Consider the following 23,792-nt stretch of genomic DNA (forward strand, 5'->3'; position numbering starts at 1 on the left):
CGCCTAAGCGGTCGCCGCGTCGCCGGCGTCCTCCCACTGGACATCCAGGTTGCGGAAAACCGGCGGGGAATCGCACAGGGCAGCCATCCGCGCCGCGAAGTCCGAGGTCTCCGGCCGCGCGGAGTTCTCCATGGCCGATTCGTACGAGTCGAATTCGACGATGGTGAGGTAGGTGCCGGGGCGGTCGCGGTCCGCGGTGTTCAGGATCCGGCGGAAGGTCGGGGCGGTGTCCCCGTCGGTCCGCGAGGGCCGGCCGAGCGCCTCAATCTCGTCGATGCGGGAAGACTGGAATTCGATGATCTGCACAAACCTGGCCATGACGGCTCCTTGACGGCTGCGGGTGCTGATGCGCATCACGCTAGACCTGCCGTCCCGGCAGTGCAAGACCCTCGGCTACGGGGTGAGCAGGACCTTGATGGCGCGCCGTTCGTCCATCGCCCGGTAGGCCTCGGGAGCCTCCTCCAGGGGCATCACGACGTCGAACACCCGGCCCGGGTTGATGCTGCCGTCGAGCACGTCGGCCAGCAGTTCCGGGATGTAGGTCCGGGCCGGGGCCATGCCGCCGCCGATCGAGATGTTGGTGTCGAAGAGGTAGCGCAGCGGAATCTCGGCGCCGCCCGTGGGCACGCCCACAAAGCCCAGGGCACCGCCCGGGCGGACACTGTGCAGTGCTTGGTCCATGGATTCCTTGGTGCCGACGCATTCCAGGACGGAATCGGCCAGGACCCCGCCGAGGAGTTCGCGGACCTTGGCGACGCCGTCCTCCCCGCGCTCGGCCACGATGTCCGTGGCGCCGAACTCGCGGGCGATGGCCTGCCGGTCGGCGTGCCGGGACATGGCGATGATCCGTTCCGCGCCGAGCCGTTTGGCAGCCAGCACGCCGCAGAGGCCGACGGCGCCGTCGCCCACCACGACCACGGTCCGGCCGGGACCGGCCTTGGCCGCGAGGGCGGCGTGGTGGCCGGTGGCCATGACGTCGGAGAGGGTCAGCAGGCTGGCGCGGAGGGCGTCGTCGGGATCGGTGACGCCCGGGACCTTGACGAGGGTGGCGTCGGCGAGCGGGACCCGGACGGCCTGGCCCTGGCCGCCGTCGATCGCGTGCCCGGCGTCGTCCTTGCCGCCCCAGCCGGCCAGGTGGTCGCAGGCCACGGTAACGCCGTTGACGCACTGCGGGCACTTGCCGCAGCTGACCACAAACGGCGCGATGACCAGGTCGCCCACGGCCAGCTCAGTCACCGCGTCGCCCACGCTTTCCACCAGGCCGATGAATTCGTGCCCGATCGCGGAAGGCTTGTGGGTGGGTTTGACCCCGCGGTACGGCCACAGGTCTGAGCCGCAGACGCAGGCAGCGGTGACCTTGACGACGGCGTCGGTGGGCTGCTGGACGGTGGGGTACTCGCGGTCTTCGACGCGGATGTCGCCGGGTCCGTGGATGATGGTGGCGCGCATGGGGTCTCCTCGCCTGGGGGTGAATGGGGTTAGGCCGATTCTAGTCCTGAACGCCGCTCGCCATGTCCCCCCGCGTTGCTTGCCTCAGACGGCTTCAAGCACGCTGACGTAGTTCGCAATGCCCACGCCGCCCATGTTCTGCACCGCGGCACGGCGCGGGGCGGCCAGCTGCATGTCCCCGGCGGTGCCGGTGAGCTGCATCGCCGCGATGACATGCTGCGAGACGCCGGTGGCCCCGACCGGGTGGCCCTTGGCCTTGAGCCCACCCGAGACGTTGACCGGCAGCTTGCCGTCCTTGAAGACCCAGCCTTCCTTGACCGCGCGGGCGCCCTGGCCCGGTTCGGTCAGGCCCATGACCTCGTACATCAGCAGTTCGGCGATGGTGAAGCAGTCGTGCACCTCGGCGAAGTCCAGGTCCTCCAGCCCGACGCCGGCCATGCCCAGGGCCCGCTGCCAGGAGGCGCGGGTGGCGGCAAAGGCGGTGGGGTCGCGGCGGTCGGCGGGAAAGAAATCGTTCGCCTGGCCGAATCCGGCCAGCCGGACCGGGGCGGTCGCGCCGCCGGTGGGGGCCACGCTGAGGACGACGGCGGCGGCGCCGTCGGAGACGGGCGAGCAGTCGGTGCGGCGCAGCGGATCGGCGACCATCGGGTTCTTGTCCGAGACCGTCTGGCAGAACTCCTCGCCGAGGTCCTTGCGGAGCTGGGCGTACGGGTTGTCCACGCCGTTGCGGTGGTTCTTCGCCGCGATCGAGCCCAAGACGTCGGACAGGTTCCCTGCGCCAGCGCCGTAGCGCTTCTCGTAGTGCTTGGCTACTTCGGCGAAGAGCCCCGTGAATCCGGTGGTGGAGGGCTTGCCGGCCATGTCGTAGTCCGCGCCGAGCAGGGCGGCGCCCACGACGTCGGCGCCGGCGTGGGTCATCTTCTCCGCGCCGATCACCAGGACGGTCTTCGCGGTGCCGGCCAGCAGCGACTTGGTGCCCTGCTGGAAGGCGGCCGAGCCGGAGGCGCAGGCGTTCTCGACCCGGGTGGACGGGACGTTGGACAGCTGCTCCGAGACCTGCAGCGCGAGGGAGGACGGGAACGCCAGCGGCATCATGCCGGAGTTGAACTGGCCGAGATAGATTTCGTCGATCTGGCCCGGTTCGATCCCTGCGTTGCCGATCGCCTCGGTGGCGACCTGGACGATCAGGGATTCGAGCGTCTCGTCGGTGAGCTTGCCGAAGCGGCTGTGGCCCCAGCCGGTGAGCAGGACATCTTTGCCAAACTGGTCCGTGAGGCTCATGCCGTGGCTTCTTCGAGGGCGGCGGCTGCGTCGTTTTCCAGTTCGACGTCGAACTCCGCCTCGGTCTTCTCGCGGATCTCCTCCACCGTGACGCCGGGGGCGAGGCGGGTCAGCGTGAGCCGGCGGGCGCCGCCTGCGTCTTCGACGTTCTTCGCGAGGTCAAAGACCGCGAGGTCGCTGATGATCCGGTCCACGCAGCTGAGCCCGGTGAGCGGCAGGGTGCATTCCTTGACGATCTTGGCGGTGCCATCCTTGGCGTTGTGCTCGGTGAGGACCACAACGCGCGGGGTGCCGGCGACGAGGTCCATCGCGCCGCCCATGCCCTTGACCATCTTGCCGGGGATGGTCCAGTTCGCGAGGTCGCCGGCGCCGGAGACCTGCATGGCACCCAGGATGGCGACCTTGACGTGGCCGCCGCGGATCATGCCGAAGGAGGTGGCGGAGTCGAAGATGCTGCCGCCGGGCAGGACCGTGACGGTCTGCTTGCCGGCGTTGATCAGATCCGCGTCCTCTTCGCCCTCGTAGGGGAACGGGCCCATGCCGAGCAGGCCGTTCTCGCTCTGCAGCACGACGCGGACACCCTCGCGCAGGTTGTTGGCGACGAGCGTGGGGATGCCAATGCCGAGGTTGACGTAATCGCCGTCGTTGAGTTCTTCGGCCGCGATGGCGGCCATTTCATTCCGGGTCCAAGCCATGATGTTTCTCCTGAAAAGTGTGGGTGGCGGCGCTCAGGCCGGATTAGACGGTGACGGCGGCCGCTTCGGACGCCTCGGTGCGGGGGCGGACCGTCCGCTGTTCGATGTCCTTGATGCGGTTGCTGGCCCGGACCAGGCGCTGGACGAACACGCCCGGCGTGACGATGTGGTTCGGGTCCAGCTGGCCGGGTTCGACGATCACCTCGGCTTCGGCCACAGTGACGGCGCCGGCGGTGGCGACCACCGGGTTGAAGTTCTGCGCGGTGTAGCGGTAGATGAGGTTTCCGTCGGTGTCGGCGGTGTGCGCGTGCACCAGGGCGACGTCGGCTTTGATGGCGCGCTCCTGGAGGTAGGTTTCGCCGTCGAACTCCGCGAGCGGCTTGCCTTCGGCGACGAGGGTGCCGACGCCGGTCTTGGTGTAGAAGGCCGGGATGCCGGCACCGCCGGCGCGGAGGCGCTCGGCGAGGGTTCCCTGCGGGGTGAACTCGACTTCCAGCTTGCCGGCTAGGTACTGCTCGGCGAAGAGCTTGTTTTCGCCGACGTAGGAGGCGATGACCTTGCGGACCTGGCCGGCCTCGATCAGCACGCCGAGGCCCTTGCCGTCGACGCCCATGTTGTTGGAGACCACGGTGAGATCCTTGACGCCGGAATCGCGTACCGCCTCGATCAGGTCGGCCGGAATGCCGCTGAGGCCGAAGCCTCCGACGGCGAGCGTCATGCCGTCCCGAAGCACGTCCTGCAGCGCGGCGGCCGCGCTGGATTTCACCTTTGACATTTGCATCTCCTCATTGAGCTGATGGTCCCCGGAGGCCGGTGTCCGGGGCCTGCTTCCACGATCCACGTTGTGGACTGTTTGCCTGATGAAGGAGCCTATGGTGTGGTGTGGAGCACTGTCAACGCCAAAATTCTCCGAAATCCAGTGCATTTTTACAGTGTGGACGCTAGGCTGGACACTGTCCACATTGTGGATGATGAAGTGGATGTCCGGGTAGGTTGATCCGTAATTGCGAGGAAAATGATGACTGTCCCCGTGCAGGGCGCCCAGGTTGTGAGCCGCGTCGCGGCCCTGTTGAGGATCGTGGGCCGGAAACCGGAAGGCTCCCCGCTCGTGGAGCTGGTCCGCGAATCAGGGCTCACGCGCCCCACCGCGCACCGGCTGCTGACCTCCCTGGCCGCCGAAGGCCTGCTGGACCAGGACCCACACAGCGGCAACTGGGTGCTCGGCCCGGAGATCCTGCTGATGGGTTCGGTGGCGTCGGCGCGCTTCCCCTTGGAGGACATCGCCCGCCCCAGCCTGCGCCGGCTGGCCGAGGAGACCGGCGAGAGCGCCTTCTTTTCCATCCGCCGCGGCGCCGAGACCGTATGCCTGCTCCGGGAGGAAGGCAGCTTCCCGGTGCGCTCGTTCGTGCTGCACGAAGGCGTCCGATTCCCGCTGGGCGTCGCGTCCGCGGGGACCGCCATCATGGCCTTCCTGCCCGCGGCGGAGCAGGAGGAGCTGCTGGCCGGCTGGGCCGCCCACGCGGGCAGTTTCGCCGCCGCGCACACGGAGGACCTGGTCCGGGCGAACCTGGAGGCCACGCGGCAGGCCGGCTACTCGGTCAACCCCGGCCTGGTCCTGGAAGGCAGCTGGGGGATGGGCGCCGCCGTCTTCGACCAACGCGGCCGGCCCGCCTGGGCGCTGTCCCTCACCGGAATCGAACCCCGCTTCCGCGAGGACCGCCGCGACTACCTGGGGCGGCTGCTGATGGACGAAGCGCACCGGATCTCCCTGCAGCTGCAGGGCAGCTAAGCCGGACCTGCCGGGACGTCTCGACAAACCGGCTCCCGCGGGCCACGATGGGAAATGCAGCCGCGGCTGCATGCGCAGACACAGCGCCTACTCCTTAGTCCGGGTGGCGCGTCTGGCCCAAAAACTACTTCCCCGCCTTGATGCTGGGGGACTGGGAGCAGGAGAAGAGCGCGGCGGACGCAGTCCAGGCCGGAGCCAACCGGCGTCGCCAGCGGCGACGACGGCGCACCTAACTAGCCGGTTCCCCGGCTGCTTGCCTCCAGCCAAGAAGGAATGAGTCTCATGACTCGCCAAACTCAAATACACCATGCGCCGCGTTTGCTGCGCCTCCTCATTGCCTTCGCCGCCGCCCTGGTGCTGCCGGCCGCCGTCAGCGGCGCCGCCACCGCCGACGGCGGAAAATCAACCCGAACATGGACGGTCCAGGTCGGGTCCGAATCCTCGGACCAAGCCATCCAAGGCATGGCGTTCCTGCCCGAAAACATCTACGTGAACGCGGGCGACAAGGTCACCTGGCGGGCCAACTCCGCTGAAATCCACACCGTGACGTTCCTCGCCGAGGGCCAGTCCCTGGAATCCACGCAGCCCTTCGACCCCGCGGTTCCGGAGGACGTCAACCAGATGGGCGGCAAGGACTATGACGGACACTCGTATTACAACTCCGGCGTGATGACCAACGTGTCCAACAGCGGGTTCAACCAGGTCAAGAAGTACACCCTGGCGTTCCCGAACGAGGGCGACTTCACCTACTACTGCCTGGTCCACGGCATGGCCATGAAAGGCACGGTCCATGTGCGGGCGGCGGGAACGGACTACCCGTACCGCCAGTCGCAGTACGACCACCAGGCAGAGAAGCAGGAACGGGCCATCCTGCGCGACGGACACCGGCAGTGGGACGCCGCCCGCGACCAGACGGACAAGCACACCGTGATCGCCGGAACCGATAACGGCACCTCGATGGTGATGCGCTTTATCCACCAGAAGATCGAAGTCCGCGTGGGCGAGACGGTGACGTTCGTCAACAACGGCATGGGTGCCCCGCACACCGTCACTTTTGGCAAGGAACCGGCAAATTTCTTCGCCCCGCTCGGCGATCCGACCCAATTCAGCGGAGGGGACCTGAACTCGGGGATCATGCCGCCGGGGACGAAGTTCACCGTGACCTTCACCAAGGCTGGCGAGTTCGACTACATCTGCGCCCTGCACGACTTCATGGGCATGAAGGGAACGGTGGAAGTCCGGAAGTGACCAGCCGGCGCACCGGCTGGGCGCACCGCCCCGTGACGGTGCCGTTACCGCCCGGTTACTGCTTCCACCAGGTGTCGAAGATGGTGACCGGGACGGTGCGCTTGTGCCGGGTCCGCAGGTATTTCTGCTCGATCAGCTCGGCCGCGGCGTCGGGGACGTCGCGCCCTTCGAGGTAATCGTCGATCGTGTCGTAGCTCAGACCGAGTTCGTCCTCGTCGGTGCGGCCGGGCTTGTGGTCCAGCAGGTCCGCCGTCGGCACCTTTTCCCAGACCCGGGCCGGGGCGCCGAGTTCCGCGAGCAGGGCCCGGTTCTGGCGCTTGTTCAGGCCGAACAGTGGGAGGATGTCCGCCCCGCCGTCGCCGTACTTGGTGAAGAAGCCGGTCACGGACTCGGCGCCGTGGTCGGTGCCGATCACAAGATAGTTGTGCTCGCCGGCCAGCGCGTACTGGGCGATCATGCGGGTGCGGGCCTTCGTGTTGCCCTTGTGGAAGTCGGAAATCCCGTTTCCCACGGTCTTCTCGAACTCATCCTCGAAGCCGTCCACCGCCGCGGAGATATTGAAGGTCCATTCCGTCTTGGCCCGCACGAAGTCCAGGGCCGCCTGGGCGTCGTCCTCGTCGTGCTGCACGCCGTAGGGAAGGCGCACGGCCACGAAGTTGGCCTCCACCCCCTCGGCGTCGAGCTCCTCGACCGCCAGCTGGGCCAGCCGGCCGGCGAGGGAGGAATCCAGGCCACCGGAGATGCCGAGGACGAAACCCCTGGTGTGGCTGGCCTTGAGGTATTCCTTGAGGAACGTGACGCGTTTGCGCACCTCCCCGGCCGGGTCGATCCGGGGCTGCACGCCCATTTCTTCAATGATCTTCGCCTGGAGTTCACGCATGCCTCTCAGCCTAGCCAGCAGTGTCAATCAGGCTCAACCGCATCCGCCGTTCCGGCGTCGCGGATTGCGGTCGGTGCGGTGCAAAATACCCTCCCGTTCCAGCCCATTCGAGGCGTAGCGTATGGCCATGGAGAAGACGGGATGCGCGGTGGTGGGCGGCGGCCCGGCCGGCATGATGCTCGGCCTGCTGCTGGCCCGGGCCGGCGTGCAGGTGACGGTCCTGGAGAAACATGCAGACTTCCTGCGCGATTTCCGCGGCGACACCGTGCACCCCTCCACGGTCCGTCTGATCGACGAACTCGGCCTCGGCCAGGAGTTCCGCCAGCTGCCGCAGAGCCGGCTGAAAAGTGTCGTGTTCCCGGTTCCGGACGGACCCCCGGTGACCATGGGCGACTTTGACGCGCTGCCCTCGCCGTACAACTACATCGCCATGATGCCGCAATGGGACTTTCTGAACTTCCTGGCCCGCGCCGCTGCCGAGGAACCGGGATTTACCTTGCTCATGAGCCACTCGGCCACCGCCCTGATGCGGGACGGAGGCCGGGTCCGCGGCGTCCGCCTGCGCACGCCGGACGGGGCGCAGGCCGATCTGCAGGCGGACCTGGTGGTCGCCACGGACGGACGCCATTCCGTGCTGCGTGCCGCCGCCGGGCTGGCGCCGAAGGAGTTCCCGGTGCCCTTCGACACCTGGTGGTTCCGGCTGCCCCGGCATCCCAACGAAGCCGGCGAGGTGGCCGGGCTGGTTCCCGCGTTCGGCCCCGGGGAGGCACTCGTGGGCCTGACCCGCACCGACTACTACCAGATGGGCTACCTTGCGCCGAAGGGCACCGACGCCCGGATCCGCGCGGAGGGCGTCGAGGGCTTCCGACGCCGGATCGCGGCGCTCCGCCCCGACCTCGCCGACCGCGTTGACGCCATCCGTTCCCTGGATGACCTGCACTGGCTCGACGTGCGCCTGGACCGGTTGCAGTCCTGGCACATCAACGGCCTGCTCTGCATCGGAGACGCCGCGCACGCGATGTCCCCGGCCGGCGGCGTCGGGATCAACCTCGCCGTCCAGGATGCCGTTGCGGCGGCCGAGCTGCTGGCGCCCGCCCTGCTCCGGGGCCGGGTCAGCGCCGCAGACCTACGACGCGTCGAACGACGGCGGCGGCCACCCACCGTCGTTGTGCAGACCGCGCAGCGGCTCATGCACCGGGCCGTCTTCGGCCCCATCATGGCCGGTAAACGGACAAAGTTTCCGGCCGCGGCCCTCTTTGTGGCCCGGCGCGTTCCCGCGGTCCGCAGAATCATTCCGCGGCTCATCGGCTTCGGGCCGCGGCCCGAACACGCTCCGGCGTTCGCGCGGCGCGTCGGGTCCGCGCCGCAGCCCCAGCCGTAGCTCCCCGGCCCCTCGTTTGCTCCGAAACGGCCCTTTTCGACCCCCGAAACGGCAGTCTTGGAGCAGCGGATGCGCCTCAGCCGTGCGCGGCGAGGTAGCTGATCAGGCCGTCGACGGTGGCGACGGCGGGGTAGTCCCGCTCCGGGATGTCGACGCCGGTGGCCGTGTCGATGGTTTCCACCAGCCGCAGGAAGTCCAGCGAGTCGAGGTCAAGGTCCTGGCGGAGCCGGGAATCGCCGCCGACGTCGTCCAGCTCCACGTCGGGCGCGACCTTCCCGAGCGCGGCACGCACCGCGGCCCGGGCATCCTGTTCGTTCATGGTGTCTCCGTTTTCACAGTTCGTCTTTCACAGTTCGTCGGGTTTTTGCAGCAGCTCGTCGATGCGGGCCAGGAAGCGGCCGCCGCGCAACCCGTCGCTGACCCGGTGGTCGGCGGACAGGGTGGCGATTGCGGCGGCCCGGACGCCCAGCATTCCGTGCTCCGCCCAGGGCTGTTCCAGGACCCGGCCGAAGCCCACCATGGCCACCTGCGGCGGATAGATCACGCCGTAAACGCTGTCCACACCGAGGTCCCCGAGGTTGGTTACCGTGATGGTCGGGTCCGCCATCTCCGCGCGCTGCAGCCGCCCGGCCCGCGCGCGGCTGACCAGGTCCCGCAGTTGTTCCATCAGCACATCGAGGGGCAGGGTGTCGGCGTCGTGGATTGCCGGTGCCACCAGCCCGCCCTGACGCAGGGCCACCGCGACGCCCAGATGCACCGCGGCGCTGGGCCGGTACGCGCCGTCCAGGTAAAAGCCGTTGACCTCAGGGACGTCCTTGGCCGCGAGCGCCGCCGCCTTGAGCAGCAGGGCGGACGGGACGAGCCTGGCGGCCACCGGGCGCTGGGCGTTGACGGACTGCATCCAGCCGACGGCGGCGCGCAGGTCCAGGGTGGTGCTGAGGTAATAGTGCGGGATGGTCTGTTTGGAACGGGACATCAGCGCCCCGATGGCCCGGCGCAGCGTCGCCACGCGCTCGCGGGCCGCTGACGGCTGCGCCTCCGCCGGTGCGGGCTCGGCCGGCGGCTCGGCACGGGATGCGGCGGTTTCCGCGGGGACTGCGGCTTCCGGCGCCGGCTCGGCCTGAGCGCCCGCAGGGACGCTTTCCCCCGCCCGGCCCGCAGCGGCGCGCTGCACATCCTCCACGGTCACGGCACCCTCCGGGCCGGTGCCGGAAACGGAAGAGAGCTCGACGCCGAGTTCGGCGGCTAGCCGCCGGGCGCGCGGCGAGGAGCGCACCCGCCCGGCTCCCGGGGGCCGGGCGGCCACTGCGTGTTCCACGTCGGCGCGGGTGATGGCGCCACCCTTGCCGGTGCCGTGGATCCGTCCGGTGTCGACGCCGAGCCGGTGCGCCAGGTGCCGGACCGGCGGCGCGATCGGGGGAGCCTGCGCGGCCGGGGGAGCCTGCTGGTCCGTGATGGCCTGCGCGGCCGGGGGAGCCTGGGCGGCCGGCGGGCGGGGCGGCGGCTCGGGGCTGGGAGGCCCGACCTCGGCCGGGGTCTGCGTGATCCGGGCCAGCGGAGTCCCCACCGGCACGGTCTCGCCAATCTCCACGAGCAGGTCGGCGACCACTCCTTCCTGGAAGGATTCGACGTCCATCACGGTTTTGTCGGTGTCCACCACGGCCACAAGGTCCCCGCGGCGGACGAAGTCGCCCGGTTTGACCAGCCACTCGACGATTTTGCCGTGCTCCATGTCGGCCCCGAGCGAGGGCATCAGGAAATCAGCCACGCGCCCCGACCGCCTCCCGTGCCGCCGCGACGACCCGCTCCGCGGAAGGCAGGGCGGCCAGTTCGAGGTGCTTGGAGTAGGGGATCGGCACCTCGGCGCTGCAGACCCGGCCGACGGGCGCGTCCATCTCGAAGAAGGCGTGTTCGCTGATCCGGGCACTGATTTCGGCGGAGATGCTGCCACTGCGCCAGCCCTCATCCACCACCACCGCGCGGTGCGTCCGGGCCACCGAGGCGAGGATGGCGTCGTCGTCGAGCGGCCGGAGCGTGCGCAGATCCAGCACCTCGGCGTCGATGCCCTCAGCGGCGAGCTGCTCGGCCGCCGCAAGGGTGAGGGGGAGGGTCCCGCCGTAGGTGATCAGGGTGACGTCGGCCCCGGTGCGCCGGATGGCGGCGCTGGTGATGTCCACCGCGCCGGCGTCGTCGGCGAGTTCACCCGGGACGTTGTAGAGCGAGCCGTGTTCGAAGATCAACACCGGGTCCGGGTCCTGCAGCGCGGTCCACAGCATCCCGCGCGCGTCCTCGAGGGTTGCGGGGGTGAGGATCCGCAGCCCGGGGATGTGCGCGTACCAGCCCTCCAGGCTGTGTGAGTGCTGGGCCCCGAGCTGGCGGCCGGCTCCGGTGGTCATCCGGATCACCAGCGGCACGTTGAACTGGCCGCCGGACATGTGCAGCAGGGACGCGGCGTTGTTCACGATCTGGTCCAGGGCCAGGAGGCTGAAGTTCACGGTCATCACCTCCACGATCGGGCGCATTCCGCCGAGCGCGGCGCCGATGCCGGCACCGACGAACCCGGATTCGGATAGCGGGGTGTCGCGGATCCGCTCCGGCCCGAACTCCTCCAGCAGGCCCAGGCTCACGGCGAAGGAACCGCCGTAGGCGCCCACGTCCTCGCCCATCAGGAAGACCCGGTCGTCGCGTTGCAGTGCGTCGCGGATTCCGGCCCGGAGCGCCTCCCGGTAGCTGGACTTCATGACCCCCGCACCTCCTCCCGCGCGCCGGGTTCGCTGTACACGAAGCGGGTGAGGTCCTCGAGCGGTTCGGGCGTGCCGGCCTCCGCGAACTCGACGCCGGCGGCGACCTCGGCCTCGGCATCGGCCTGCAGCTGCTGCCAGTCCGCGTCCGTGAGCTGGCCGGCGTCCGTCAGCGATGTGCGCAGCAGCGTGATCGGGTCGCGTTCGACCCAGCGCGCGACCTCGGCCTTGTCCCGGTACCGTTCCGGGTCGAACATCGAGTGCGCGCGGAAGCGGTAGGTGCGCAGTTCGAGGAAGTGCGGTCCGCCGCCGGCCCGCACCGCGTCCACGGCGCGACGGGCGGTCTCCTCGACGGCGAGGACGTCCATCCCGTCCACCGCCCAGGCCGCGATCTCGTACCCGGCGGCCTTCAGGGCGATGTCGGTCTGCGATTCGGACCGGCCCAGCGCCGTGCCCATCGCGTAGAGGTTGTTTTCGCAGCAGAACAGCACCGGAAGCTGCCAGAGGGCCGCCAGGTTGAGGCTTTCGTGGAACTCGCCCTCCGCGACGGCCCCCTCGCCGAAGAAGCACACGGTCACGCGGGAACGCCCGGAGAGTTTGTCGGCCAGCGCCAGGCCGACGGCGAGCGGCAGGCCGCCGGCGACGATCGCATTGCCGCCGTAAAACCGGGTCGCGGCGTCGAACAGGTGCATGGAGCCGCCGCGTCCGCGGCAGCAGCCCTCGACGTGGCCGTACATTTCGGCGAGGATCGCGCCGGCGGACACACCCCGCAACAGGGCGTGCCCGTGCTCCCGGTAGGTGGCGACGACGGCGTCCTCCGCGGCCAGTGTTTCCACCACCCCGGCCGCCACCGCCTCTTCGCCGATGTAGACGTGCAGGAAGCCCCGGATCTTGGCGGCGCTGTACAACTCGACGCATTTCTCCTCGAGCCTGCGGACCCGCAGCATCTGCAGCAGCAGGTGACGGCCGTGCACAGGGTCCAGGGGAACGGCGCGCGCCGCCAGCGGCCAGCTCATTCCGGGCCCCCCGGCTGACGCTCCGGCGCCGGGCCCTCGATGGTGGACGTGTCGCCCTCCGGCAGCCCCAGTTCGCGGGCCTTCAGCAGCCTGCGGAGGATCTTCCCGCTGCGGGTCTTGGGCAGTGCCGTGGTGAAATCCAGCAGCCGGGGCGCCACGGCGGGGCCCAGCCGCTTGCGGGCGAAACCGATGATGTCCAGCCGCAGTTCCTCGGACGGTTCCCGGCCGGGACGCAGCTCCACGAAGGCCTTGACCACCTCGCCGGCCACCGGATCGGGGACTCCGATCACCCCCGCCTCGGCGACGGCGTCGTGCTCCATCAGCGAACTTTCCACCTCGAACGGGCCGATCAGGTGGCCGGAGGACTTGATGACGTCGTCGCCCCGGCCCACGAACCAGTAATAACCGTCGGCATCGCGTTTGGCGAGGTCGCCGGTGAGGTACCAGCCGCCCACGAAACACCGCCGGTAGCGCTCATCCTCGTGCAGGTAGCCGCGGAACATCGAGGGCCAGCCGGGCCGCAGTGCCAGCTCGCCCATCGTGTCCGGCTCGGTGACCAGCACCGCCTGGCCGTCCCGGACCACGGGCTTGTCCTGGTCGTCGCGCGCCACCAGGGCGGCGTCGATGCCCGGCAGCGGGCGCCCCATGGACCCCGGACGGATCTCGGTGGCCGCAAAATTGGAAATCATGATGCCGCCGGTTTCGGTCTGCCACCAGTTGTCGTGGACCGGCTGGCCGAAAGCTTCCCGGCCCCACACCACCACCTCCGGGTTGAGCGGTTCCCCGACGCTGGCCACGAAGCGCAGGGCGGACAGGTCGTGCCCGCTTGCGTGTTCCGCGCCGGCCTTCATCAGCATCCGCAGGGCCGTGGGGGCGGTGTACCAGACGCTGACGTGCTGTTCGGAGAGGATCCGGTACCAGCGGTCCGCGTCCATTTCCTCCTCGTCCACAATGCTCGTCACGCCGTGGCTGAGGGGGGCGATCACGCCGTAGGACGTCCCGGTCACCCAGCCTGGGTCCGCGGTGCACCAGTAGATGTCGTCCGGATGCAGGTCCAGGGCGAAGGTGCCGGTCGCGTGGTGGGCGGTGACGGCGTCGTGCACGTGGATGGCGCCCTTCGGCGTCCCGGTGGTGCCGGACGTGAAGTGCAGCAGGGCCATGTCCTCCGGCTGGGTCGCCGCAATCTCCCGGTCCGCCGGGGCCGCCTGGAGGAGCGCGGCCAGGTCCAGGGTGCCGGGCTCCGGGTCGCCGTCGGCGTCGGTGAGCAGCACGTGAAGCAGCTCCGGGAGCGAGTCGCGCAGCTGCGCCACCTTCCGCCGGTACAGGGCGCGGGTGGTGACGAGCGCCCGGCCGGAGCCGAGCCGCAACCGCTGACGCACGGGTTCCGGCCCGAAGGCCGAGAACAGGGGACAGAACACGCTCGCGTTTTTGAAGGTGCCGAGCATCGCGATGTAGAGCGAGGGGCTGCGGCCCGCGAGGGAGAAGACGCGGTCGCCGCGCTCGACGCCGAGGCTGTGCAGCACCGCGGCAAACCGGCTGCTTTGCTCCGCCAGCTGCGCGTAACTCAGCGAGTGGCTGCTCCCGTCGGCCCGGATGAAGCGCAGCGCCTCCCGTCCGCCGTGGCCGGCGGCGGCATGCCGGTCCGCAGCCTCGTAGGCGATGTTCAGTCCCCGGCCGTCGGGCAGCCCGGAGAGCTCCCGGCGGGCCTCCGGCCACGAGAACGCGGCACGGCTCGCCTCATAATCCATCAGGTTGGGCCGGACCCGGAAGCTTCCGGGGTCCTTGGGGATCGCCGGCCAGCGGGTGGAAGGTTCGGTTCCTGCCGTCATGCTTACATCGGACGCCCGCCCCGGGCCGGCTGCCAGTGCCGGAAGTCCCGTGCCGTGCGTCCCGGCCAGGACAAAGGCTCCGACATCCGGCGTCCGGACTGGGATCCGGTCCTCCGCCTGCCACTAAACTAAGTGCCATGACTGCCACCCGTGACTTTGCAGCCGACGCCGCTGCCGCCCGTGCCCGCCTCCTGGAACTGATCAAGGAGTTGGCCGTCGTCCGCGGCAAGGTCATTCTCTCCAGCGGCGCCGAGGCCGACTACTACATCGACCTGCGGCGCATCACGCTGCACCACGAGGCCTCCAAGCTCGTCGGCCAGGTCATGCTGTCCCTGATGGACGACGCCGGCATCGACTTCGAGTGTGCCGGCGGACTCACGATGGGCGCCGACCCGGTGGGCACCGCCGTGATGCACGCCGCCGTCGACGCCGGCCGCCCGGTCGACGCCTTCGTCGTCCGCAAGGCCCAGAAGTCCTACGGCATGGGCCGCCAGGTCGAAGGCCCCTCGGTAGAGGGCCGCAAGGTCCTGGTCCTGGAGGACACCTCCACCACGGGCGGCTCCGCGCTGACCGCCGTCGAGGGAGTCCGCAAGGCGGGCGGCAACGTCGTGGCCGTGGCCGTGATTGTGGACCGCGACACCGGCGCCAAGGAAAAAATCGAAACCGAAGCCGGCGTCCCCTACCTGTTCGCCTTCGGCAAGGATGAACTGGGCCTGGGCTAGGCATTTCACCCGGGGCGGACACGTATGGACCGGGCTATGGGGGTGACTTATCATTTCTTAGATACCCCCATCGGTACTTCCGGTACCCATAGTTGGAGAACGCGCTATGCTCCCGCCCCAGGAATACCCTGCCCCCGTCAGCACCGTTGACCAGGTCCAGAACCTCATCCTCGACAGCACCGACTTCGAAGAGTTCCTTAACGAACTCGCGCGTTTTTCCGCGCACCAAGTCGCCGGCGAGGGCGATGACGCCCTTTGCGGGATCACGCTGCTCCGGGACCGGAAGGCCGCGACCATCGGCTGGAGCAGCGACTCGGCCAGGGAAGTGGACGAAATCCAGTACCGGCTGGCCCAAGGGCCGTGCCTGACGGCGGCGCAGGAAGAGCGCGAAGTCTACGTCCCGGACCTGTTCGAGGAAGACCGCTGGGGCCCTGACTACGCCACCGCCGTGGCCTCACACGGACTGCGCTCGGTCCTCTCCGTGCCTTTTCACCTGCAGGGTGAGGCCCAGGCGGCGCTGAACCTGTATTCCGATGCGCCCCACAAGTTCGACGGCGACGTTGCGGACCGGGCGCGCGACTACACCCGGCAGATCTCCCAGGCGCTGCGCATGGCGGTGCGCTTTTCCCTGCACACGGACAGCGCCACCAACCTCCGGGCCACGCTGGAGTCCCGCACGGTCATCGACATGGCCATCGGCATCGTGATGGCGCAAAACCGCTGCAGCCAGGAAACGGCCGTCCAGATCCTCACGGACGCGTCGAGCCACGGCAACACGAAGCTGCGCGACATCGCCACCTCGCTCGTGGAGTCCGTCGGCGGCTCGGCGACCCGGACGCATTTCCAGGAACCCGGACGGCAGGCAGCCGGCTAATAGGGGACTTGTGCCCTATTCATCCTGCCGCTACGCTGAATGAGGTTGAGCCGTCGGCCATAGACACTTTCTTTGGAGTACCTATGGACCCCTCGCTCAACGCCCAGGTCAAACTCGATGTCGCCCTGGATGTCATCCGGATTGATGTCCGGGGCCGGCTCAGCCAAACCTCCCGCCCGGCCCTGATGCAGCTCATCCAGCGCATCCGCCGCATGGGCATCAGTTCACACATTCGCGTTGACCTCGCCAACGCCGAGTTCGTCGAATCAGCCGCCCTTGCCGGCCTGCGCAATGACCTCAACGCCATTGACAGCGGGTCCGGCCAGCACGAAGTGGCCGGCGCCATGACCGTCGCCGCCGGGATTTCGCTGGAACTGCAGATGTTCGGCAGCGACTTCGGAAAGGTGTTCCAGCCGCTGGACGTCTCCGGAGATTTCGTGGCCTCCATCGACCCTTCCGGAACCCGGCCGCTGGCGCGCTACTCCGACGACGAACTGCTGGCCGCCAGCGACTGCGTCTTCGGCAAGCTCGATGACCCGGCCAGCGGAGCGCCCTCCGAACTCCTGGCCCGGTACGACGACATCACCCTGGAGCTGTCCCGGCGCGAAGTCGGCCGCGAGTCTGAACCGGCCTAAACGTCCCACCTGCCGGGTGCTTCGCCACCGCGTTTCTGCTGCACCTGCCTCTGTGGCTACGGTAGAGGTGTGCCGCGTGAGACGGAAGCGAACGACGGACGCGGACCCGGCAGCGCCGAGGCCCGCGTGCTCCGGCACGCCGCGGAACTGGAACGGTTCTCGCGGCGGAACTTCCTCGTAGGCGCCGGTGCCGCCTCCATCCTGGCCGCGGACATGCTCTTCACACGGCGCGTGCAGGCCGAACGCCGGGTCAACAAGATCCTCACGGTTCCCGACGACGTCGCCGAACGCTACTTCCCCCGCGCCAGCTGGTTCCTTTTCCCCGGTTATAAGACCAGCTGGGAGGAGGCGCAGTGGATCCTCAACTCGCTGCGCGGCTCCCTGAACAAGCGCGGCCAACTGGCCGCCGTCGGATATTCCAACGTCGGGCTGGAAATCGACAAGATCGTGATCGCCGTCATTGAGCACGTCCGCGCCCACCGGATCGACACGCTCTACTTCTACGGCCACAGTTTCGGCGGCATGGTCGCGGTGCAGGTCGCTGCCCGGCTGCTGGAACTGCACGGGGTCAAAGTGGCCTTCATCCTGCTCGACTCAAGTCCGTCGAGCAGGTACGACGTCCTGGACCAGAGCTGGTTCGAGGGTGTGGTGTTCCTCTACGAGAGCGGCTTCCGGTTCCCCACGGTGCTTCGCGGCGGCTACGAACTCGGTGAGCGGGTACTCAACAAGCACGAGCGGAGCTGGGGCCAGATTCTGGACCAGACCCTGGAACAGCTCTCGCCGATCGCGCCGTCCAGCGTGCTGATCCAGACAGAATCGGCCTACATCTACCACTTCGACCTGAACCGCTTCGTCGGCAAGCTGGGCGACGCGAAGATGGCCTTTATCGGCAACCCCAGGGATCAGACCGTGAGCTACGAAACGGCTCGGGACACCTGGATGTTGAGGTTCAAGCCGAACATGGTCTCGGATTCGCTGCGGACGGACGGGGCGCGGCCGGAGCACGCCAGCCCGCAGTGGAACCCCGGGGTCTACCGGCCGCTCATCGAGCAGCTCCTGGACGAGTTTTTCCCGCTGCCCACCGGCGGGGGCAAGAAGACCGCCTTCTAGCTGCCCGCGGAGCTAGCCCTAGATCTGGTTCTTCAGGTCCGCGACCGAGTTCAGGACCTGGTTGGGCCGGAACGGGTAGGCCGCGATGTCGTCCTTGTGCGTGATGCCGCTGAGCACCAGCACCGTGTGCAGCCCGGCTTCCATGCCGGCAATGATGTCGGTGTCCATCCGGTCCCCGATCATGGCGGTGGTCTCCGAATGCGCGTCGATCTGGTTCATCGCCGAGCGGAACATCATCGGGTTCGGTTTGCCCACAATGTAGGGTTCCCGGCCGGTCGCCTTGGTGATGAGCGCGGCGATCGCGCCGGTGGCGGGCATCGGCCCGTCCTTGGAGGGGCCCGTGGCGTCCGGGTTGGTGGCGATGAAGCGCGCGCCGCCGAGGATCAGGCGGATGGCCATGGTGATGGCCTCGAAGGAGTAGGTCCGGGTTTCGCCGAGCACCACGAAGTCGGGGTCCTGGTCGGTGAGGATAAAGCCGGCCTCGTGCAGCGCCGTCGTCAGCCCGGCCTCGCCGATGGTGTAGGCGCGGTTGCCCGATTCCGAGCCGCGCACCTGGTCCTTCAGGAACTGCGCCGTGGCCAAGGCCGAGGTCCAGATATTCTCTTCCGGGATTTCCAGGCCGGAACTCTTCAGCCTCGCGGCGAGGTCCCGGGGCGTGAAGATGGAGTTGTTGGTGAGGACCAGGAACCGCTTGGACGTATCCACCCAGCGCTGGATGAGTTCCGAGGCGCCGGGGATCGGCTGGTTTTCGTGGACCAGCACGCCGTCCATGTCTGTCAGCCAGCACTCGATCTCCTGGCCGCTGCGGTACACCGAGGAGGTGGACCGCACGTCGTCGGAGTCTGAACGCTGGTCTGTCCCGTGGTCTTCGTACTGATCCGCCATGGTGCCCTCCGTCGATAGTGTGCCGCAACAGCTCCCAGTCTAGTGTTGAGGCGTGACTGAACCCGAGACTCCCAGCGAACCTCCTGCCGGTACCCCGGCCGCTCCGGACGGCGAGGCGGAGCCCAAGGCGGAGGTCGGCGTCGGCCCCTGGCAGGGACCGTGGCCGCAGGGCGAGCACTGGGACCCGGACCTGCTGGCCGACGGCGACCGCCGCAACGTGCTGGACAAGTACCGCTACTGGAAGCACGAGGCGATCGTGGCCGAACTGGATTCGCGGCGCCACAACTTTCACGTAGCGATCGAAAACTGGCAGCACGACCTGAACATCGGCACGGTCGTCCGCACCGCGAACGCGTTCCTGGCCAAGGAAGTCCACATCATCGGACGACGCCGGTGGAACCGCCGTGGCGCCATGGTCACCGACCGCTACCAGCACATCCGCCACCACCCCACCGTCGAAGACTTCGTCGCCTGGGCCCAGGACGAGGGGCTGGCCGTGATCGGCATCGATATCTTCCCCGATTCCGTCCCGCTGGAAACCTACGAGCTGCCCCGGGACTGCGTGCTGGTCTTCGGCCAGGAGGGCCCGGGCCTCACGCCGGAAGTCCATGCCGCCGCCGTCGCGACGCTCTCGATCGAACAGTTCGGGTCCACGCGCTCGATCAACGCGGCCTCCGCCGCCGCCATCGCGATGCACGCCTGGATCCGCCGGCACGTGTTCGGCCAGATAGTTTCCTGAGGCACCTATAGTCAGATCGGTTTTTGCCGTTTAGGCTCTGGCGTGTGTGGGCGCAAAGGGCGCCCGCCTAGGGGAAGACATCTCATGAAGAAGGTCTCAACTTCGCAATCCCGGCGCGCCACCCGGTTCCTGGCGCTTGGTACATCGCTTGCCTTTGCCATCGGCCTGACCGCCACCGCGGCGGTCGCCGCCCCGCCGACGCCCCCGCCGTCGAACAACTACCCGGGGTCAGTGCCGCCCTGGGCCGGCTCCCGCACCAAGACCGGCACCCCGCTGAGCAATACCACGGTCGAGGGCGAGATCTACTTAAACCTGCCCGACGCCGGAGCGGCCAAGGCGTTCGCGACGGCCGTGTCCACGCCGGGGGACCCGCAGTACCAGCAGTACCTTTCGGCCCCGGACTGGATCGCCAAATACGCGCCCGCCAAGGCCGACGTCGCCGCTCTCGTTGACTACCTGAAGGGCCAGGGCATGGTGGTCACTTCAGTCCCCGCGAGTGGTCTCTACGTGGTCTTCCGTGGCACCGTTGCCCAGATCAACGCCGCCTTCAGCACCACCGAACAGACCTACACCTTCCAGGGCCAGAGCCTGATCGGCCCGTCCACCGCGCCCGCCCTGCCCGCGGCGCTCTCCGCCAAGGTCCTGGGGATCTCCATCGACCAGGGGCGGCTGCTGACCCGCCCCTCGCTGGCAACGCCAGGGGCGTCGGACCAGGCCCAGGCGTCCGGCAAGCCGGTCGGCGCCCCGCCGGTTGACGCGCCGTGCTCGAACTACTGGGAGCAGAACAAGGCCACGGTTCCGTCCGCGTACGGCTCCACGAGCTTCGGCACCGCCATCTGCGGCTACACCCCGGCCCAGCTGCAGGGCGCCTACGGGGTGACGTCCCCGTCGGAGGCCGGCGCGGGCCAGACGGTGGCGATCATCGACGCCTACGCTTCGCCAAGCATCGAATCGGACGCGAACACCTACTCGCAGAAGAACGGCCTTCCGACGTTCAAGGCCGGGCAGTACCAGCAAATCGTGCCTGACTCCCGCTTGTTCATGGACCAGGCCCTGTGCGGACAGCCCAGCGGCTGGCAGGGCGAGCAGACCCTCGACGTCGAGGCCGTCCACGGGCTCGCCCCGGCCGCCAACATCCTCTACGTCGGCGGGAACAACTGCGGCGCCGGAATCGACGTGGCGATGTCCACCATCCTGGACCAGAAGCTCAGCACCATCGTCAGCAACAGCTACGGCTACGTCGGAGAGGCGGTCTCGCAAAACGCGCTGCTCGGCATGCAGAACATCCACCTCCAGGCAGCAGGAGAGGGAATCGGGCTCTACTTCTCCAGCGGTGACAACGGCGACGAGAAGGCGAGCCTGGGCTACGCGTCACCTGACTTCCCGGCCAGCTCCCCGTTCGTCACGGCGGTCGGCGGAGCGTCCCTGGCGGTCGACAAGGACAACGGCTACCTGTTCGAAACGGGCTGGGGAACCACCCGCAACAGGATCGTCCCGAACGCCGACGGCAGCCTCAGCTACGCCGGCGGCTTGCCGGGGGTCTTCCGTTTCGGCGCCGGCGGGGGAACCAGTGCGCAGTTCGCCCAGCCCGGCTACCAGCAGGGCACCGTCCCGGCCGGCCTGGCCAACGGCTACCGGGTCTCACCGGACGTCGCCTCGCTGGCCGATCCCTATACCGGCTACCAAGTGGGCATCAGCCCCATCACCAACGACCACGTCCTCAAGACCGGCGCCTACGAAACGACGGGATACGGCGGAACGTCGCTGGCCTGCCCGCTGACGGCGGCGCAGATGGCGATCGCGCAGGCCGCCACCGGCAGGACCGTCGGCTTCGCCAACCCGGCCATCTACGCGGCGGCGAAGACCGGCAGCTCCGGAGTTCGGGACGTGGTGCCCCAGTCAACGCCCCGGGCCATGGTCTTTTCCAGCCCGATCAGTGGCAACAGCTACCTGATCGGCACGGACCACGACACGTCGCTGGAGACCGCGCAGGGCTATGACGACGTGACCGGCGTGGGCAGCATGAACGTCCGCTTCGCGATGAGCATCGCCGGAGGGTAGCCGCGCCGCGGCGCACCCCGGCGGGGGCGCCAGTGCACGGTACGGATGCCTTTGGTGCCGGGTCCGGGAACATTTCCCGGGCCCGGCTTCACGTATTCGGCTCCGGGGCACTCGTGGCTAGGATGTAGATAGCCATGTAGCAACCACTGCTTTCGACGAGGAGTCAGCATGCCCATCGCAACCCCAGAGATCTACTCCGAGATGATCGACCGCGCAAAGACGGGCGGCTTCGCATTCCCGGCCGTCAACGTCACCTCCTCCCAGACCCTGAACGCGGCCCTGCGCGGCTTCGCCGAGGCCGAGTCCGACGGCATCGTCCAGGTCTCCACGGGAGGCGCCGCCTACTGGTCCGGCGCCTCCACCAAGGACATGGTGGCCGGCTCGCTGGGCTTCGCCGCCTTCGCCCGCGAGGTCGCCAAGAACTACGGCGTCAACATCGCCCTGCACACCGACCACTGCCCCAAGGACAAGCTGGACGGCTTCGTCCTGCCGCTGCTCGCCGCCTCCGAAGCCGAGGTCAAGGCCGGCCGCAACCCGCTCTTCAACTCGCACATGTGGGACGGATCCGCCGAGACCCTGCAGGAAAACCTGCGGATCGCACGTGAACTGCTCGAGCGCACCGCCGCCGCCAAGATGATCCTCGAGGTCGAGATCGGCACCGTCGGCGGCGAGGAGGACGGCGTCGAGAACGCCATCAACGACAAGCTCTACACCACGGTCGAGGACGCCCTCGCCACCATCGACGCCCTCGGTTCCGGCGAGAACGGCCGCTACATCACGGCCCTGACCTTCGGCAACGTGCACGGCGTGTACAAGCCGGGCGGCGTGAAACTGCGCCCGGAGATCCTCAAGGACATCCAGGAGCAGGTCGGCGCCAAGATCGGCAAGACCAGCCCGTTCGACCTCGTCTTCCACGGCGGTTCCGGCTCCTCCGAGCAGGAAATCGCGGACGCCGTCTCCTACGGCGTGATCAAGATGAACATCGACACGGACACCCAGTACGCCTACACCCGCCCGGTCGCGGACCACATGTTCCGCAATTACGACGGCGTCCTGAAGGTCGACGGCGAGGTCGGCAACAAGAAGCAGTACGACCCCCGCGTCTGGGGCGCCGCCGCCGAAGCCGGCCTGGCCGCCCGCGTGGTCGAGGCAGCCCAGCAGCTCGGCTCCACCGGAAAGACCTTCTAACCGTGTCCGACGAGTTCCGCAAGAACCTGATGGGCCCCGAGCCCACGCTCCTGCCGGCCGAGACCGAGGTCAACGCCGGGCTGGACGCGGGCCACGAAGCGCTGGACCTGGTGGAGAAGCACCCTACGTCCTCGCTGCTCTGGGCCGTACTGGCAGAGGAAGCGTGGAAGGAAGGCCGGACCATCGATTCGTACGCCTACGCCCGGGTCGGCTACCATCGCGGCCTGGACTCGCTGCGCCGCAACGGCTGGCGCGGTGCCGGTCCGATCCCGTGGGAACACGAACCGAACCGCGGCTTCCTCCGCGCCCTGTACTCGCTGGGCCGGGCCTCCGCGGCGATCGGCGAGGCCGAGGAACCGGAGCGGATCGAGAAGTTCCTCACGGAGTCCGATCCCACGGCCAAGGCGGCCATCGAGGCGCAGGCCTGACGGGGCCCAGCCAAAAAACGGGTTAAACAACTACGGCGGGCTCCCACCTCAAGGTGGGAGCCCGCCGTCGTTGTGTTGGAACTAGCTGGCCTTGGCCAGGCCGGTGCGTGCCATGGCGTCGGCGTAGGCGACGCGCATTTCGTCGAGGTACTGCTCCTGGCGGGCAGGGGTGCCGGCGAAAGCGCGGCCGCTGAGCGAACGGACCTTGTAGGTCTTCAGGCCGCGGCGCCAGATCATCGGCACCTCCGTCTTGAGCAGCAGGTTGGCGAGGCGGTTGGCCTCGGTGCCGTGGGCCACGATCACGGAGGCGCGGGGGACGAGGGCAAGGAACTTCAGCAGCGGCTTGAGACCGGCCGAGATCTGGTCCGGGGTGAACTTGCCGTTGGGTTCGCCGTCGACGTGCCACGGGTGGACGTTCCAGGGCATAACGAATTCGGGGCGCAGGCCCAGCTTCCACTGGATGCCGAGCATACGGGTGGCGGCTTCCTCGTCGCCGGCGGTGATGAAGCCGGACGGATCCGCGGTGCCAATGTTGGAGTACAGGCTGACGATGCGGCACTCGTCGATGTCGTGCGCGGGATCCACATAGGGGACGGTGGTGCCAGCTTTGGCGGTCTGCAGTGCGTCGCACAATTCGTTGACGGGCGCGACGTTAGCTTCGTAACGGCGGCTCAGGAGCTGTTCGCGGAAATTTTCAGTGGCCAGGGCTGTCATGTCTTGCTGGGTCTCCTGCGGGATTGGTAAAGCAACCAGACCGGTTGCGGGCACGCCAAAGTGAGGGCGCGCAGCGGCCGGTGTGGTGTGAAAATGTGGTGTGGACCGATTCCTGTTCGGTCATTAC

24 protein-coding genes are annotated in these 23,792 nt (G+C 68.5%); 11 read left to right on the forward strand and 13 right to left on the reverse strand.

Features of this window, described 5'->3' with window-relative positions; all coding sequences use genetic code 11:
* Window positions 1-3 precede the first annotated feature (3 nt).
* The 5 genes from FFF93_RS01810 to FFF93_RS01830 all read right to left on the reverse strand — a co-directional run bounded on the left by FFF93_RS01810 (window position 4) and on the right by FFF93_RS01830 (window position 4,200).
* The gene (locus FFF93_RS01810) at window positions 4-318 is read right to left on the reverse strand and encodes a hypothetical protein (RefSeq protein ID WP_138767594.1); all 315 of its coding nucleotides are present in this window, start codon (window positions 316-318) and stop codon (window positions 4-6) included.
* A gap of 75 nt (window positions 319-393) precedes the next feature.
* Complete coding sequence (locus FFF93_RS01815; protein ID WP_138767593.1) at window positions 394-1,449, reverse strand: zinc-dependent alcohol dehydrogenase family protein; 1,056 nt, start codon at window positions 1,447-1,449, stop codon at window positions 394-396.
* An 84-nt stretch (window positions 1,450-1,533) separates the two neighbouring features.
* Window positions 1,534-2,730 carry an acetyl-CoA acetyltransferase gene (locus FFF93_RS01820; protein WP_138767592.1) on the reverse strand — a complete coding sequence of 399 codons (1,197 nt, stop codon included), beginning with the start codon at window positions 2,728-2,730 and terminating at the stop codon, window positions 1,534-1,536.
* Window positions 2,727-3,425, reverse strand: a complete 699-nt coding sequence (locus FFF93_RS01825; RefSeq protein ID WP_138767591.1) for a CoA transferase subunit B — start codon at window positions 3,423-3,425, stop codon at window positions 2,727-2,729. Before FFF93_RS01825 ends, FFF93_RS01820 begins: the two co-directional genes overlap by 4 nt.
* 43 nt (window positions 3,426-3,468) lie before the next feature.
* Window positions 3,469-4,200, reverse strand: a complete 732-nt coding sequence (locus tag FFF93_RS01830; protein WP_138767590.1) for a CoA transferase subunit A — start codon at window positions 4,198-4,200, stop codon at window positions 3,469-3,471.
* A gap of 240 nt (window positions 4,201-4,440) precedes the next feature.
* Between FFF93_RS01830 and FFF93_RS01835 the strand changes: the two genes are divergently transcribed.
* Window positions 4,441-5,214, forward strand: a complete 774-nt coding sequence (locus tag FFF93_RS01835) for an IclR family transcriptional regulator (RefSeq protein WP_138767589.1) — start codon at window positions 4,441-4,443, stop codon at window positions 5,212-5,214.
* Between the two features lie 318 nt (window positions 5,215-5,532).
* The gene (locus FFF93_RS01840) at window positions 5,533-6,462 is read left to right on the forward strand and encodes a plastocyanin/azurin family copper-binding protein (RefSeq protein WP_261375254.1); all 930 of its coding nucleotides are present in this window, start codon (window positions 5,533-5,535) and stop codon (window positions 6,460-6,462) included.
* 55 nt (window positions 6,463-6,517) lie between these two features.
* On the opposite strand, the gene nadE is transcribed toward FFF93_RS01840, so the two are convergent.
* On the reverse strand, window positions 6,518-7,342 hold the full coding sequence (gene nadE, locus FFF93_RS01845; RefSeq protein WP_138767587.1) for an ammonia-dependent NAD(+) synthetase: 825 nt from the start codon (window positions 7,340-7,342) through the stop codon (window positions 6,518-6,520).
* A gap of 127 nt (window positions 7,343-7,469) precedes the next feature.
* Here nadE and FFF93_RS01850 point away from each other — a divergent pair, with 127 nt between their 5' ends.
* Window positions 7,470-8,723 (forward strand): FAD-dependent oxidoreductase, encoded by a 1,254-nt coding sequence (locus tag FFF93_RS01850; RefSeq protein ID WP_138767586.1) that lies wholly within the window; start codon window positions 7,470-7,472, stop codon window positions 8,721-8,723.
* Window positions 8,724-8,799: 76 nt separating this feature from the next.
* Here FFF93_RS01850 and FFF93_RS01855 read toward each other — a convergent pair whose 3' ends face one another.
* Genes FFF93_RS01855 through acsA form a run of 5 tightly spaced genes read right to left on the reverse strand, consistent with a single transcriptional unit; the run spans window position 8,800 to window position 14,309 of the window.
* The gene (locus FFF93_RS01855; RefSeq protein ID WP_138767585.1) at window positions 8,800-9,042 is read right to left on the reverse strand and encodes a phosphopantetheine-binding protein; all 243 of its coding nucleotides are present in this window, start codon (window positions 9,040-9,042) and stop codon (window positions 8,800-8,802) included.
* Between the two features lie 27 nt (window positions 9,043-9,069).
* The gene (locus FFF93_RS01860; RefSeq protein ID WP_138767584.1) at window positions 9,070-10,491 is read right to left on the reverse strand and encodes a 2-oxo acid dehydrogenase subunit E2; all 1,422 of its coding nucleotides are present in this window, start codon (window positions 10,489-10,491) and stop codon (window positions 9,070-9,072) included.
* Window positions 10,484-11,464 (reverse strand): alpha-ketoacid dehydrogenase subunit beta, encoded by a 981-nt coding sequence (locus tag FFF93_RS01865; protein ID WP_138767583.1) that lies wholly within the window; start codon window positions 11,462-11,464, stop codon window positions 10,484-10,486. The genes FFF93_RS01860 and FFF93_RS01865 overlap by 8 nt, the downstream gene beginning before the upstream one ends.
* A complete protein-coding gene (pdhA, locus tag FFF93_RS01870) occupies window positions 11,461-12,480 on the reverse strand; it encodes a pyruvate dehydrogenase (acetyl-transferring) E1 component subunit alpha (protein WP_138767582.1) in 1,020 nt (339 codons plus the stop codon). The genes FFF93_RS01865 and pdhA overlap by 4 nt, the downstream gene beginning before the upstream one ends.
* On the reverse strand, window positions 12,477-14,309 hold the full coding sequence (gene acsA, locus FFF93_RS01875; protein WP_138767581.1) for an acetate--CoA ligase: 1,833 nt from the start codon (window positions 14,307-14,309) through the stop codon (window positions 12,477-12,479). The genes pdhA and acsA overlap by 4 nt, the downstream gene beginning before the upstream one ends.
* 137 nt (window positions 14,310-14,446) lie before the next feature.
* Here acsA and pyrE point away from each other — a divergent pair, with 137 nt between their 5' ends.
* The 4 genes from pyrE to FFF93_RS01895 all read left to right on the forward strand — a co-directional run bounded on the left by pyrE (window position 14,447) and on the right by FFF93_RS01895 (window position 17,650).
* Window positions 14,447-15,031 (forward strand): orotate phosphoribosyltransferase, encoded by a 585-nt coding sequence (gene pyrE, locus FFF93_RS01880; protein WP_138767580.1) that lies wholly within the window; start codon window positions 14,447-14,449, stop codon window positions 15,029-15,031.
* Window positions 15,032-15,137: 106 nt separating this feature from the next.
* Window positions 15,138-15,905, forward strand: coding sequence for a GAF and ANTAR domain-containing protein (locus FFF93_RS01885; protein ID WP_138767579.1), 768 nt, complete (start codon window positions 15,138-15,140; stop codon window positions 15,903-15,905).
* Between the two features lie 83 nt (window positions 15,906-15,988).
* Window positions 15,989-16,540 (forward strand): hypothetical protein, encoded by a 552-nt coding sequence (locus tag FFF93_RS01890; protein WP_138767578.1) that lies wholly within the window; start codon window positions 15,989-15,991, stop codon window positions 16,538-16,540.
* A 69-nt stretch (window positions 16,541-16,609) separates the two neighbouring features.
* Window positions 16,610-17,650 (forward strand): thioesterase domain-containing protein, encoded by a 1,041-nt coding sequence (locus FFF93_RS01895; RefSeq protein WP_186372207.1) that lies wholly within the window; start codon window positions 16,610-16,612, stop codon window positions 17,648-17,650.
* 18 nt (window positions 17,651-17,668) lie between these two features.
* On the opposite strand, the gene FFF93_RS01900 is transcribed toward FFF93_RS01895, so the two are convergent.
* On the reverse strand, window positions 17,669-18,535 hold the full coding sequence (locus FFF93_RS01900) for an HAD-IIA family hydrolase (protein WP_138767576.1): 867 nt from the start codon (window positions 18,533-18,535) through the stop codon (window positions 17,669-17,671).
* A 52-nt stretch (window positions 18,536-18,587) separates the two neighbouring features.
* Between FFF93_RS01900 and FFF93_RS01905 the strand changes: the two genes are divergently transcribed.
* The 4 genes from FFF93_RS01905 to FFF93_RS01920 all read left to right on the forward strand — a co-directional run bounded on the left by FFF93_RS01905 (window position 18,588) and on the right by FFF93_RS01920 (window position 22,951).
* The gene (locus FFF93_RS01905) at window positions 18,588-19,274 is read left to right on the forward strand and encodes a TrmH family RNA methyltransferase (protein ID WP_138767575.1); all 687 of its coding nucleotides are present in this window, start codon (window positions 18,588-18,590) and stop codon (window positions 19,272-19,274) included.
* A gap of 84 nt (window positions 19,275-19,358) precedes the next feature.
* Window positions 19,359-21,335, forward strand: a complete 1,977-nt coding sequence (locus tag FFF93_RS01910) for a protease pro-enzyme activation domain-containing protein (protein WP_138767574.1) — start codon at window positions 19,359-19,361, stop codon at window positions 21,333-21,335.
* A 168-nt stretch (window positions 21,336-21,503) separates the two neighbouring features.
* On the forward strand, window positions 21,504-22,523 hold the full coding sequence (gene fbaA / locus FFF93_RS01915; RefSeq protein WP_138767573.1) for a class II fructose-bisphosphate aldolase: 1,020 nt from the start codon (window positions 21,504-21,506) through the stop codon (window positions 22,521-22,523).
* Between the two features lie 2 nt (window positions 22,524-22,525).
* Complete coding sequence (locus FFF93_RS01920) at window positions 22,526-22,951, forward strand: DUF3151 domain-containing protein (RefSeq protein WP_138767572.1); 426 nt, start codon at window positions 22,526-22,528, stop codon at window positions 22,949-22,951.
* An 81-nt stretch (window positions 22,952-23,032) separates the two neighbouring features.
* Here FFF93_RS01920 and FFF93_RS01925 read toward each other — a convergent pair whose 3' ends face one another.
* Window positions 23,033-23,665: a uracil-DNA glycosylase gene (locus tag FFF93_RS01925; protein ID WP_138767571.1), complete on the reverse strand. Its 633-nt coding sequence runs from the start codon at window positions 23,663-23,665 to the stop codon at window positions 23,033-23,035.
* Between the last annotated feature and the right edge of the window lie 127 nt (window positions 23,666-23,792).

This window comes from Arthrobacter sp. KBS0702 (assembly GCF_005937985.2).
Lineage (GTDB): Bacteria > Actinomycetota > Actinomycetes > Actinomycetales > Micrococcaceae > Arthrobacter.